Annotated in this window: 11 protein-coding genes; 7 read left to right on the forward strand and 4 right to left on the reverse strand. The window is 35.4% G+C overall.

Annotated elements, in window-relative coordinates; all coding sequences use genetic code 11:
• Positions 1-579: 579 nt before the first annotated feature.
• Entirely contained in the window at positions 580-1,554 is a 975-nt protein-coding gene (locus tag NLJ00_RS17620) for an NAD(P)H-quinone oxidoreductase (protein ID WP_256634782.1), read from the reverse strand.
• Positions 1,551-2,123, reverse strand: coding sequence for a hypothetical protein (locus NLJ00_RS17625; protein WP_053471268.1), 573 nt, complete (start codon positions 2,121-2,123; stop codon positions 1,551-1,553). Before NLJ00_RS17625 ends, NLJ00_RS17620 begins: the two co-directional genes overlap by 4 nt.
• Before the next feature lie 130 nt (positions 2,124-2,253).
• Between NLJ00_RS17625 and NLJ00_RS17630 the strand changes: the two genes are divergently transcribed.
• Positions 2,254-3,144 (forward strand): LysR family transcriptional regulator, encoded by an 891-nt coding sequence (locus NLJ00_RS17630; RefSeq protein WP_180860256.1) that lies wholly within the window; start codon positions 2,254-2,256, stop codon positions 3,142-3,144.
• Between the two features lie 210 nt (positions 3,145-3,354).
• Here the strand turns inward: NLJ00_RS17630 and NLJ00_RS17635 are convergent, their stop codons facing one another.
• Both NLJ00_RS17635 and NLJ00_RS17640 read right to left on the reverse strand, forming a co-directional pair.
• Positions 3,355-4,356 carry an NADP-dependent oxidoreductase gene (locus NLJ00_RS17635; RefSeq protein ID WP_256634783.1) on the reverse strand — a complete coding sequence of 334 codons (1,002 nt, stop codon included), beginning with the start codon at positions 4,354-4,356 and terminating at the stop codon, positions 3,355-3,357.
• 5 nt (positions 4,357-4,361) lie between these two features.
• The gene (locus NLJ00_RS17640) at positions 4,362-5,165 is read right to left on the reverse strand and encodes an enoyl-CoA hydratase/isomerase family protein (protein ID WP_256634784.1); all 804 of its coding nucleotides are present in this window, start codon (positions 5,163-5,165) and stop codon (positions 4,362-4,364) included.
• 78 nt (positions 5,166-5,243) lie between these two features.
• Here NLJ00_RS17640 and NLJ00_RS17645 point away from each other — a divergent pair, with 78 nt between their 5' ends.
• The 6 genes from NLJ00_RS17645 to NLJ00_RS17670 all read left to right on the forward strand — a co-directional run bounded on the left by NLJ00_RS17645 (position 5,244) and on the right by NLJ00_RS17670 (position 12,473).
• Positions 5,244-5,687 carry a winged helix-turn-helix transcriptional regulator gene (locus NLJ00_RS17645; protein ID WP_256634785.1) on the forward strand — a complete coding sequence of 148 codons (444 nt, stop codon included), beginning with the start codon at positions 5,244-5,246 and terminating at the stop codon, positions 5,685-5,687.
• Positions 5,688-5,932: 245 nt separating this feature from the next.
• Positions 5,933-6,220, forward strand: coding sequence for a Rossmann-fold NAD(P)-binding domain-containing protein (locus NLJ00_RS17650; protein WP_256634786.1), 288 nt, complete (start codon positions 5,933-5,935; stop codon positions 6,218-6,220).
• 91 nt (positions 6,221-6,311) lie between these two features.
• On the forward strand, positions 6,312-6,929 hold the full coding sequence (locus tag NLJ00_RS17655) for a TetR/AcrR family transcriptional regulator (protein ID WP_229350995.1): 618 nt from the start codon (positions 6,312-6,314) through the stop codon (positions 6,927-6,929).
• A 56-nt stretch (positions 6,930-6,985) separates the two neighbouring features.
• Entirely contained in the window at positions 6,986-8,317 is a 1,332-nt protein-coding gene (locus NLJ00_RS17660; protein ID WP_256634787.1) for a TolC family protein, read from the forward strand.
• A gap of 11 nt (positions 8,318-8,328) precedes the next feature.
• Entirely contained in the window at positions 8,329-9,414 is a 1,086-nt protein-coding gene (locus NLJ00_RS17665) for an efflux RND transporter periplasmic adaptor subunit (protein WP_256634788.1), read from the forward strand.
• Positions 9,415-9,422: 8 nt separating this feature from the next.
• The gene (locus tag NLJ00_RS17670; protein WP_256634789.1) at positions 9,423-12,473 is read left to right on the forward strand and encodes an efflux RND transporter permease subunit; all 3,051 of its coding nucleotides are present in this window, start codon (positions 9,423-9,425) and stop codon (positions 12,471-12,473) included.
• Positions 12,474-12,509: the final 36 nt, after the last annotated feature.

Raw genomic sequence — 12,509 nt, forward strand, 5'->3', positions numbered from 1 at the left:
TTGAAGTAAAGCCTGATATCTTTTAGATATTAGGCTTTTATCGTAATATTATAAAATTTGGAAGCAAATACATGCAGGATATGCACTGGATTTTGGGAAAGTAATATACGCAGAGAAGAAGGAAGGTAAACTGATTTTGTATGCATAAATGAAACTTTCGTGCGAAGCGTGGCTGGAATTTAAAATAATCAATAATACCTTATAGGATCTACTTTTAAGCCACTGGGACTTATAGGTAAAATATACTGGTATTCTGTCTTGCCGTTTAACGGTTTTATATTTAATGGAATACTTAAAAAAATAATTTAGGGGTTCGGTGAGGATAATTTAATACAGTTTCGAACCTAACCTCGTTAACACTTGAATTTGTTTACTTTCTATTTCCGAAAACACTATACGCCATCATTCTGCCACAATAATAAAAGTGTTTCATTTAAAGCTTTTGTAAAAAGTAAAAATCACGCCCTCAAATTCATTTATTCTGTAGGGCGTAATTCAATTTTAAAAAAATAATCTCTAGAATTTTAATTTGAGAAAGAAGCACTTTTAACTAAATTGCTTCAGGGCTTGCAATAATTTTTAGGAACCCCAATCCAGTATAATTTTACCAATATGGCTTCCTTTTTCCATGCATTGATGAGCGTTTATAACATTCTGGTACGAAAATGTTTTGTAAATAACGGGCTTGAATTTTCCATTTTCGATTAATGGCCAGATGTTTTGGAATACTTCTTTTGTTAATCGTTTTTTGTAGTTATAATCTCTTGCGCGTAGTGTACTTCCGGAGATCGTGATTCTTTTTACCATTAACTGCCAAATATCAAGTTCTACGTCTTTTCCATTCTCCGCATTAATATGAATAAGTCTTCCGTCTTCGTTTAAGACGTTGAGATTTTTTTGAAAATAAGGTCCGGCTATCATATCAAGAATTACATCTGCGCCTTTGCCTTTTAAAATTTCTTCGAAATCCTCTGTTTTATAATTAATAGAAAGATCAGATCCCAATGCATCACAATACTTTGCTTTTTCCTCTGAACCAACTGTTGTAAAAACTTTTGACCCTAGAGCATGAGCAATTTGAATAGCTGTAATTCCGATACCGCTGCTACCTCCGTGAACTAATAGGGATTCACCAGCTTTGAGTTTGCCTCGATCAAAAATATTAGACCAAACTGTAAATACCGTTTCAGGCAGACTTGCCGCTTCCACAAAATTTAAACCCTTAGGAATAGGCAGGCACTGACCTTCTTTAACAGCAACATATTCAGCATAGCCACCCCCGGCAAGAAGGGCACAAACACGATCTCCTTTTTTCCATTGCGTAACTTCCGGACCGCATGCTGCAATTATACCAGACACTTCAAGACCCGGAATTTCATTAGAAGTGCTATCTGGAGCCGCATATTTTCCCTTACGCTGGAGAATGTCACTTCGGTTGATACCAGATGCTTTTACTTGAATTAACACTTCATTTTTAGAAGGAATTAAATCAGTAACTTCCGTTAGCTGCAAAACTTCAGGACCTCCAAATTTTGTGATTGTAATAGCTTTCATAGTCTAATTTGTTGAAAAGGTAGATTATATTTTCCAAATAAAGCTTTGTTCTCAATGCTTTTTGCAAACAGAGGTGTTTCTTCGTGGTTGTGGGTGTCAGAGGCTTCTTGTCTTGCTTTTGCAGCTTCCGCTAAAGAAATTCCGTTTTCTTTGATGAAATTTAAAAATTCTGGTGTAGCTGTTGCATGAATGGTGTTGGTGAATTTGGAAGTTTTGTCGTCGATTCTTTCTGCTTTTAATTCCCAAAGAACCTGTACTTTAGATCTTCCGCTCGCTGTAATAGTATCAGAAATAGATAACATGCGGCAATAATCGGCACGATATTCATCAAAAATATAGTGCTGTACAACAAGTGCAGTTCCGACGTATTCTACATTGATAGACATTGGTATCCCTTCAAAATTTGAAGTAATTCCCGCTGCAATATGGTTCACAGAACAGCGCTGGTATTCGGCATCTGGCAGATTTAGAAGCCAGTCTGCTATATTGATTTTTTCAATTGGGGCATTCATTATTGCTGAAACAATTGAAGCTGATAATGCATTTTCGGGTGTTTGTACGATTTCCATCTTTTCTATTTTTTAAATTAATTTATGTCAAAGTTCGACAATGTAAACCAATCGTGGAAATGGTATTTTTAGATGTAAACGATCGAAATTTTCGATTTATAATAGTATTTTTATAAAAAAATTAGAAAAGATGGAACTTCGTCAATTAAAATACTTTGTCCGCGCGGCAGAACTTTTAAATTTCACTCAGGCAGCCGATGATCTATATATTACTCAAAGTACATTATCACATCAGATAAAAGAATTAGAAACGTCACTAAATGTTCTTCTTTTTGATAGAATAGGGAGGAGAGTTAAACTGACAGAATCAGGAGAAATAATGCTTGAATATGCGCGAAGAACGATTCGACAGGCAGAAGAAGCAAAACAGGTTTTAATGGATTTGAATAACCTTAAGACAGGAAAAATAATTATTGGATCGACTTATGGTCTTGTAAATTTACTGTTGCAATCAGCGACGGAATTTAATGAGGAATTTCCCGATATTCAGATCCAGATTGTATTGGGTTCTACATCAGATTTAATGCAAAAAATACGCTCGTACGAAATTGACTGTATGCTTTCATTTATGCCTTCGTCTGAGGATAATCAGCTTGATGTGATGCGTCTTTTCTCTGCGAATCTTTCATTGATTCTTCATACATCACATCCGTGGAGTAAGCTTAAAAAAATCACATTTCAAAAAATTGCGGAATTACCTTTAGTGCTGCCTTCGCAAAGTTACAGCATCAGGAATTTTCTGGACGAAACACTTCTAAAAAATAATATGCAATTAAAAGCAAAAATAGAAATCAATGATATTCACAGTTTATTGGATCTGGTTAATTCAAAAAAGTGGTGTACCATATTAATGGATACTTCCTTGTTTCATTTTCCGGAACTTGTTGCGGTCCCAATTGAAAGTAAAAATATTACTCGTGAAGCAACTATTACATTTCCTTCTGGAATTTATCGCAAAGCGTCACTTGTATTTTTTCAAAATTTAATCATGAAAAAAATGGTAATGCATAATTTAGTTTAAAAAAACAAATCGCTCCGCCATTAGAGCCTTTTTTAGAAACCCTTTATATTGCTGAGGTACAGGTTTTCTCATTATGATGTGCCATGATTCTGCTACAAAATTTTGACGTATAATATCTTTTTAAAAAACCGGATTAACTTTTTATGGCAAAAAATGGAGGCAACTCCAATTTATAATTGCGTCAAAAACTGAGGCAACTCCATAACACTATTATTTTACTTTTACCACAACCTTTCCTTTTGCATGTCCGCTTTCCAGATAATTAAAAGCATCATTGGTCTGCTCAAAAGGAAAAATTTTATCCACAACTGGTTTAATTGCTTTAGATTCTAGTAAACTACTTATTTGTTCGAGTTGTCTTCCGTTCGCCTTCATGAATAAAAAGGAATAATTAACATTTAAATTTTTAGCCCTATTACGGATTTTCAGGCTGGTCAGCCAAATAATGAATCGTATTATTGCTGATGCGCCTATTGATTTTGCAAACTCTGGAGTTGGAGGTCCAGAAATTGAGATAATACTGCCTCCCGGTTTTAAAATTGTCAATGATTTTTCAAGTGTTTTAACATCCTGGCTGTTAAGTACCACATCATAATCTTTAAGAATATTTTCAAAGTTATCCTTTTTGTAATCTATTATAATATCAGCTCCAAGGGCTTTCAGCATGTCAAAATTCTTTTCGCTGGCTGTCGTGGCGACAAATGCCCCAAGATGTTTGGCAAACTGAATTGCTATTGTACCAACTCCGCCAGAACCTGCTTGAATAAAAACTTTTTGGCCTTTACGAAGTTTCGCTTTTTCGACGAATGTCTGCCATACAGTTAGTCCGACCAATGGAATTGATGCTGCCTGCTCCATTGATATATTTATAGGTTTTACTGCCAGATCATTTTCATTAACAGCAATATATTCCGCGAAGGAACCGATATGAAAATCGGCTGCTCGTCCAAAAATCTGGTCTCCAATTTTAAAGCGACTGACTTTAGAACCGGTTTCTACTACTATTCCTGCAATATCATGACCTAATATTAAAGGTAATTGATAAGGAAGGATTAGCTTGAAATCCCCGTTTTTTATTTTTAAGTCCAGCTGGTTGATGCTGGCAGCATGAATTTCTACCAATACCTCATAATCTCCAATTTCAGGTATTTTTACTTCGCTGAGTAATAATTTTTCTGTTTTGCCGTATTTAGGTAAGATGTATGCTTTCATATTTTTTAGATGTTATCAGCAAGATTTAGTTCCAGATCACCATTCTGCTGAAGTCCGTTTTCAAATAAGCTTTTAATACGGCCACGCGCTTCAGGCTCCTCGAGTGAAGCAAAGAATTTAACCTGTGTGTCTAAAATTTCTTCGTTTGAAGGAAGTTTGGCTCTTTGGTTCATGATTTGCTTTATGGCAGCAATTGGTTTTTTGTCAAATGAATCTATGCGCTTTGCAAATTTTTCAACATATTCATCCAGTTCAGCGTCTGGAATTGATCGGTTTATCCAGCCGTAGAAAGCGGCCGTATCTGCGTCATAATCGTTACCGCTTAAAATAATTTCAAGAGCTCGGCTGCGTCCTGTAAGCAGATGCAGGCGTTCAAGTCCTCCGCCACCAGGAAATGAACCGATCCCTATTTCTACCTGAGCCAAGAATGCGTTTTCCCTGCTGGCGAAGCGTATATCAAATGCTTGTGCAAATTCACTTCCAAGTCCTCTGGCACGGCCACGGATGGAAGCTATGGTTACAAAAGGGGCAAGTTCCAGTCTGCGTGCAATATCTGGCCAAGCTATAGAAAGGCCTGTTTTTCCGGTTCCTTTTGGAAAGTCTCCAACATTTAGCAACTCGACATGAGCAACAAAAAAGTCTGGATTTTCACTCTCAAATACTACAACTTTTAGATTTTGATTTGACTCCAGTTCGTCCATCACGGTCATTAACTGTTTAGAAAATTCGGTATCAAACATGTTAATAGGAGGATTGTTGAAACTGATTTTCCAGTATCCATTTGTAATTTTGTGTGTGGTAAAAATCATAATTTAGTTGTTTTGGTTAATTTTTTGTAATTTTACTTGCAAATTGAAAGCACAAATATAATTAAATTTACTTGCAAAATGCAAGTAGTTGAAATGATAATGAAAGAAATTAAAAAAAGGTCGGGCTGTCCAGTGAGCAGTTCACTTGATTTGTTAGGAGATAAATGGTCACTTTTAATTGTTCGAGATCTGATGTATTATAAGAAGTGCACTTATGGTGATTTTCTAAAATCGGATGAAAAAATTGCGACTAACATCCTTGCCACAAGATTATCAACTCTTGAAGACGCAGGGATCATTGTAAAGCTGGATCACCCCGAAAGCAAAGTGAAATTTTTATATCAACTCTCTGAGAAGGGTATTGATCTGCTTCCGGTATTAATCGAGATGTATATCTGGGGCGAAAAGTATTTTATGCTTTCTGAGCATCACATTGAATTTTTAAAAGAAATCAAGAAAGATAAACAGGCTTTTATAGATAAGCTGACTGACAAAATGAAAAAAGCGATTGTGTCAAAATAATGATACTCAGGCAGATGAGATGGAAACTAAAATTATTTTGGAATTATTGTATTTAGTATCAAAAAATTACGATAAACCAAAAGAGAAAAAAATCCTATATCCTTAACGGGATTTCTAACCATCGTTGAGCTTCGATTAATTCTCTTATAGCACCACTTGAAGACTGTTTATTTCAAACAGACTAAGAATTTCTTGTGAAAAAATCGAACTACAATTATTAGGCTGTAAAGGCTTGAAAAATCTATATGTTAGCGTATAAAAAAAGAGACAATCATTTACAGATAATTGGAAGCAGAATAAAAATATTTGAATTATTGCCGCCGTTGGTAAAAACAAATATGTCTGAGGGAATGGAAGGTAAATCGATAACACCAGATGTGCTAATTGATGCTTTGATAAAAGGATTAAAAGACAATACGTACACTATTCGTGTTGGCGATACAAAAACGATTTATCTGTTAAATAGATTTTTACCAAAGTTAGCTTACAAGTTATTGAATCATAAAGGTATTACGGACAGATTGCAATCTTAATTGGTATAAAAATATTTAACTGAATAAAAAATGAACAATGTTCATTTTATTTTATATCTTTGTCTGCCGCAAGCCTTGAATAAAAATAAGTATGAGTACAATTGATAGAAAAGCAAAAGAAAAAGAAGCTTTAAAAGCCCTGATATTAAAAGGTGCTAAAAAGCTTTTTGTTGAAAAAGGAATTGAACATACTACCATAAGAAACATTGCTGAAGAAATTAATTACAGTGTAGGCACTGTTTATGTTTATTTTAAAGATAAAAATGATATTCTCCATGATCTTCATACAATAGGTTTTCAGGAATTAGATAGTTATTTTATGGAGTTATATACTATAGAAGATCCGAAGGAAAGATTAAAGAAAATGGGATTTGCCTATATCAAATTTGCCATCGAAAATTCTGAAATGTACGATTTGATGTTTAATCTAAAAGCTCCAATAGAATTCCTGAAAGACTCCGAGAATGAAGATTGGGACGAAGGATGTACAGCATTTGGATTAGTTAAAAAAACTATTGAAGAATGTATTAACAAAGGTTATTTTAAAGGCCATAATGTAGAGCCGCTGGCATTTATGGTTTGGAGTTTGGTACATGGTATGTGCTGTCTGGAAATTCACCAGAGAATTAAAAATGTAAATTTTACGAATCCCGATACCATTTTGTATGACGGATATAATGAATATTTAAAAATGATAGAAAAGCTTTAAAAATTTTTTTGCTCAAAAAAATGAACAGTGTTCAAATAATAAACAATGTACAATAAATGAAAATTAAACTAACTTTTGCAGTACTCTGTCTAGGATATTTAGGGTATGCACAGAACAAGCTGGAAACTTATATACAGACCGGCTTAAAAAATAACGAAGTAATCAGGCAGCATAATTTTGACATTAGTAAAAGCATGTATGCCTTAAAAGAAGCACGAGCTTTATTTTATCCAACAGTTTCCCTAAACGGAAGTTACACCAAAGCAGAAGGTGGAAGGACAATCGATATTCCAATTGGAGATATGCTGAATCCGGTGTATAGTACTTTAAATCAGATTACCAATTCTAACGCTTTTCCAATGTTAGAAAATCAGTCGGTCTTGATAAATCCGGATAATTTTTATGATGCTAAAATTCATACCACGATGCCATTGCTGAATTTTGAAATTATTTATAATAAAAGAATAAAAACCCAGCAGACGACGCTTCAAAAAATAGAACTCGAAATCTATCAAAGAGAGTTAGTAAAGGAAATTAAAATTGCCTATTACAAATACCTGCAGTCGGTTGAAGGAATTAAGATTTATGAAGATGCCCTGGCTTTGGTAAAAGAAAACCAAAGGGTAAATCAGGCTTTATTTAAAAATGAAAAAATAAACCGGACTGCAGTTTTACGAAGTGAAAATGAGGTAATCCGCATTCAGGCGAATTTAGAAACCGCCCGACAAACCAGTAATAATGCAAGATCATATTTTAATTTTTTATTGAATCAAAAACTTGATACCGCAATAGAAACTGATCAGAGTGAAGCACCGTCAATAGAAGTACTTTCAGAAAATACCCAAAATAGAGAGGAGTTGCAAAAGCTCACTCAGGCAAAAGAAATAAACGAAAATGTAAGCAAACTAAACAAATCGTACTGGCTGCCAAAAGTAAGTGGTTTTGCCGATTTCGGAATTCAGGATTTTGATTTTGAAGCAGATAAAAACTCACGCTATTATTTTGCCGGAGTGGGGCTGGAGTGGAATATTTTTTCGGGAAACAAAAACAAATGGAAGCTGAAACAAGTTGAAGAAGACAGTAAAAAAATCATTTCACAAACTGATAATGTAAAACAGCAGTTACTGCTTCAGTTTCAGGTTTCACAGAACAATCTAAAATCGGCTTTAGAGCAATTTTATGCTGATAAAAATCAAAAACAGTCGGCCAAAAAATACAATGACGACATTACCAAATTATACAAGGAAGGTCAGGCAATATATATAGAACTGCTGGATGCACAGAACCAATGGGTAAATGCGCAGCTTAACACTAATATTTCGCTTTATAACTCCTGGATTGCTTTTGCAGAATTAGAAAGAGCCAACGCCACTTTTACTTTTAACTAAAAATAAAAAACATGAAATTAACGATTCACAATTATCTAAAAAAACATATCGCAGCCTCCAAAAAAGGGTTGATTATATTGCTTGCTTTAACGCTTTTTTACGCCTGTAAAGAAGAAAAAAAGGAAAATTCGCCCTTTGAAAGCGCGGATGTCATCCCGATTAAAACAGCTCCGGTCGAATCTTTTGCTCTTAACAATACCATAAGCGCATCAGGTTTAGTAACAACAGAAAATCAGGCCAATTATGGATTTAAAATAGGAGGGGTCATCAGTCGTATTTATGTTGAAGAAGGCCAGTTTTTTAAGAAAGGCCAGCTTCTGGCATCATTAGACGAAACAGAGATTAATGCAGGATTGAACCAAACCGATTTGAATCTCAAAAAGTACGAGCGTGATTATAAACGAGCAAGCAATTTGTACAAAGACAGTGTGTATACATTAGAACAGCTTCAGAATACCAAAACGGGTCTTGACATTGCTAAAAAGCAGAAAGATGCAGTGGCTTTTAATGCACGTTATTCTAAAATTTATGCTGTTGCAGATGGTTTTGTTTCGAAAAAAATAGCAAACGAAGGAGAAGTAGTTGGCGTAGGATCGCCAATTCTGGCCATAAATGAAACCATCCAAAACAATAATTATCTGCTAAAAGTAGGATTGACAGACAAACAATGGGCCGCGGTAAAAGTAGGGCAGAAAGCCACTGTGACGCTTGACGGTTATCCTGATGAAAAATTCGATGCCTTTATTTTTAGAAAATCGCAGGCGGCAGATGCGGCATTGGGCTCCTTTCAAGTCGAATTAAAACTGAGCCTTAAAAAAAGTAAACCAGCGGTGGGAATGTTTGGAAAAGCCGAAATAAAGGCAGAACAATCAGAAGATTTCATCATCATTCCGTACAATTCGCTTATTGAAGCTGACGGAAATAAAGCGTTTGTTTTTATTGTGGAAAACAACAAAGTAAAACGCCAGTCCGTGACCATTAATAAATTTGAGAACAATAAAGTATTCATAAAAGAAGGTCTTCAGAAAACAGATCAGATTGTGATCTCCAACAGTGCTTATCTCAACGAACAATCAACTATCAAGATCATTAAATAATCAGTATTATGAAAATAACAAACTTTGCTGTTAAAAATTATCAGTTTACACTGATTATCTTTCTGCTGGTTGCTGTGGTAGGGTATCTTACGTTGTTTACCATGCCCAGGGCGGAAGATCCTTCAACACATCCGCCGCAATATTTAATTACGGTAATCTATCCCGGGACAAGTCCAAAAGATATGGAGGAGCAGGTTGTAAAACCAATCGAGAATAAAATTTACGGACTCGAAAACATCGAAAAAATATTAACCACAGTAGAAGACGGTGTTGCAGCTTTTCAGGTAAAATTTAAATACGGAGTAGATGTTGACAATAAATATCAGGAGATTTCTACGGAAATGAATGCCCTTAAAAACAGCGAGCTTCCAAAAGATATTTATCAGATAAAGACCGAAAAAATTGCTTCTTCTGATGTGAAAATCCTTCAATTAGCGTTGGTTTCAGAAAATGCATCTGATAAAAAACTTCGTGATGAAGCAGATAAACTTAAATCTAAAATTGAAAAAATCACCAATCTGAAAGATGTAAAGTATGCGGGAATTCCAGAGCAGGAAATTCGTATCGATTTACAGCTTGAAAAACTGGCACAATTAAAAATTCCGTTAAACGTGGTCATGGGAAGCCTGCAGAGCGAAGCAGCGGATATTCCGGGAGGAAGTATTGATTTAGGCAGCAAGGTATTTAATGTAAAAACCAGCGGTAAATTTAAAAATGCGGATGACGTATCCAATACAGTAATTTACAATGCTAACGGTAAAATAATCTATATGAAAGATGTAGCCGAAGTAGGCTATAAGTCGCAAGTTGTCGATCATATTACCCGCATCAACGGACACCGATGTGTACTGGTTACAGCTGGTATGAAAGACAATGTAAACATTACAGATGTGCAGAAAGAATTCCTGCCAATTGTAGATGAATTTTCTAAAGAATTACCCTCAAACATCAAATTAGTAAAAAACTTCGATCAGGCGAATATGGTATCGCAGCGTTTGGGACATTTAGGTTTTGATTTTACGCTGGCAATTGTTTTGGTAATTGTGACATTACTTCCATTAGGTTTAAGAGCTTCGGGAATTGTGATGATTTCCATTCCGTTATCCCTCGCATTGGGATTAATTGCAATGAATGCTTTTGGCTTTTCTTTAAATCAGTTGAGTATTGTTGGTCTTGTGGTAGCTTTAGGATTGTTGGTGGATGACAGTATTGTGGTAGTCGAAAACATAGAGCGATGGCTGCGGGAAGGACATTCTAAAATGGATGCAGTCCTTAAAGGTACCAAACAAATCGGAATTGCCGTTGTAGGCTGTACTGCAACACTTGTAATTGCATTTTTACCGCTGGCTTTCCTGCCGGATGTTTCGGGAGAATTTATCAGAAGTCTTCCAATGGCAGTTATTACCAGTGTACTGGCATCGATGATTGTAGCTTTAACATTGGTGCCGTTTTTAGGAAGCCGATTTTTAAAAACGCACGATCATGCGGGAGGAAATATTTTTCTTCAATATCTGCAAAAATTCCTGACCAGAGCGTATCGTGATATTATGCCCAAAGCATTAAAATATCCTAGAACAACTATTGCTATTTCTATAGTTTTAAGCATCACTGCTTTTGGATTGTTTAAAGTAACAGGTTTTAAATTATTTCCAACTTCAGAAAAACCGATGTTTCTTATCAATATAAAAATGCCCCTTCAGGCCAATATTTCAGAAAGTGACCGTGTGACCAAAATTGTAGAAGCAGAGCTTAAAAATCATAAGGAAATTGTGTATTACACTTCGAACGTTGGTAAAGGAAATCCGCAGATTTATTACAATGTGCATCCCCAGGACAGAAAACCCGATTTTGCGCAGATTTTTGTCCAGCTCGAAGATGAAGCTAAACCATCAGAGAAAACAGCCTTGATTGAAGAACTTCGAAATAAATTTAAAACAATGCCTTACGCAAAAGTGGAGGTCAAAGATTTTGAACAGGGAACACCATTAGAAGCTAATATTGTCGTAAGATTATTTGGTGAAGATCAGGAAGTGTTACGCAAGCTTTCCTCACAGGTAGAAACTATTCTGAGAAAGCAGGAAGGAACTGTTTATATCAACAATGAACTGAATACGTATAAAACTGATGTTAAAGTTAAAATCAATAAAGAAAAAGCCAGAACATTGGGCGTATTGACCAGCGATGTAGATAAGGTAATCCGTCTTTCGGTAGCAGGATTAACAGTCGGTGATTATATAGATGATAGGGAAGATGCCAGAAATGTTACGCTGACATTGCCCCGAGATAAATTTTCGAACCTTGACGCTTTGAAAAACTTGTACGTAAATAATCTTCAGGGAACTCCGATTGCCCTAAACCAGATTGCTGAAATTTCGTTTGAAACTTCTCCAACGGCGATTAACCATTTTAATAAATCACGCTTTTCAAAAGTAACCGCTTTATCGGCAAAAGGGTATTATGCCAATGATTTATTGACACACATAGTTCCAAAACTGGATCAATTGAAAATGCCAAAAGGATATTACTATAAATTATCAGGTGAAAAAGAATCCGAAGGCGATGCGCTGGGCGGTAATTTTTTGGCCGTAATTATTTTGAGTACCTTTTTGTTTGTGGCGGTTTTACTGCTGCAGTTTAAAACTTTTAAAGGAATTATTATTGTATTATCTATTATTCCGCTGGGAATTTTGGGTGGTGTGTTATTATTGCTTCTCAATGGAAGTCCGATGTCTTTAGTTGCTATAATCGGTTTTATCGGTCTTTCGGGAATTCAGGTAAAGAACTCTTTGCTGCTGGTAGATTTTACCAATCAGCTAAGACAGGAAGGATATTCAATTGATGAAGCTATTGCAATTGCAGGAGAAACGCGTTTTCTGCCTGTAGTGCTGACTTCAATTACTGCAATCTGCGGTTTGATTCCGATTGCATTAAACTCAAATCCTTTGATTGCACCATTGGCAATTGTGTTAATTGGCGGTTTAATCAGTTCTACAATATTATCACGAATTGTAACGCCCGTGATGTATAAATTGATTCCTCCTAGTATTGAAAAGATGTAAGAAGAGAGAAAATATTTTTTTTGAAATTAAGATAAT

This window comes from Flavobacterium panici, assembly GCF_024499525.1.
Classification (GTDB): Bacteria; Bacteroidota; Bacteroidia; order Flavobacteriales; family Flavobacteriaceae; genus Flavobacterium; species Flavobacterium panici.

What these genes read in the sequence shown, in the direction of transcription:
- NLJ00_RS17620 (WP_256634782.1), bottom strand. Translation starts at nt 1,554, where the DNA reads ATGAAAGCTATTACAATCACAAAATTTGGAGGTCCTGAAGTTTTGCAG.
- NLJ00_RS17640 (WP_256634784.1), bottom strand. Translation starts at nt 5,165, where the DNA reads ATGATTTTTACCACACACAAAATTACAAATGGATACTGGAAAATCAGT.
- NLJ00_RS17655 (WP_229350995.1), top strand. Translation starts at nt 6,312, where the DNA reads ATGAGTACAATTGATAGAAAAGCAAAAGAAAAAGAAGCTTTAAAAGCC.
- NLJ00_RS17650 (WP_256634786.1), top strand. Translation starts at nt 5,933, where the DNA reads ATGTTAGCGTATAAAAAAAGAGACAATCATTTACAGATAATTGGAAGC.
- NLJ00_RS17625 (WP_053471268.1), bottom strand. Translation starts at nt 2,123, where the DNA reads ATGGAAATCGTACAAACACCCGAAAATGCATTATCAGCTTCAATTGTT.
- NLJ00_RS17670 (WP_256634789.1), top strand. Translation starts at nt 9,423, where the DNA reads ATGAAAATAACAAACTTTGCTGTTAAAAATTATCAGTTTACACTGATT.
- NLJ00_RS17630 (WP_180860256.1), top strand. Translation starts at nt 2,254, where the DNA reads ATGGAACTTCGTCAATTAAAATACTTTGTCCGCGCGGCAGAACTTTTA.
- NLJ00_RS17665 (WP_256634788.1), top strand. Translation starts at nt 8,329, where the DNA reads ATGAAATTAACGATTCACAATTATCTAAAAAAACATATCGCAGCCTCC.
- NLJ00_RS17635 (WP_256634783.1), bottom strand. Translation starts at nt 4,356, where the DNA reads ATGAAAGCATACATCTTACCTAAATACGGCAAAACAGAAAAATTATTA.
- NLJ00_RS17660 (WP_256634787.1), top strand. Translation starts at nt 6,986, where the DNA reads ATGAAAATTAAACTAACTTTTGCAGTACTCTGTCTAGGATATTTAGGG.
- NLJ00_RS17645 (WP_256634785.1), top strand. Translation starts at nt 5,244, where the DNA reads ATGCAAGTAGTTGAAATGATAATGAAAGAAATTAAAAAAAGGTCGGGC.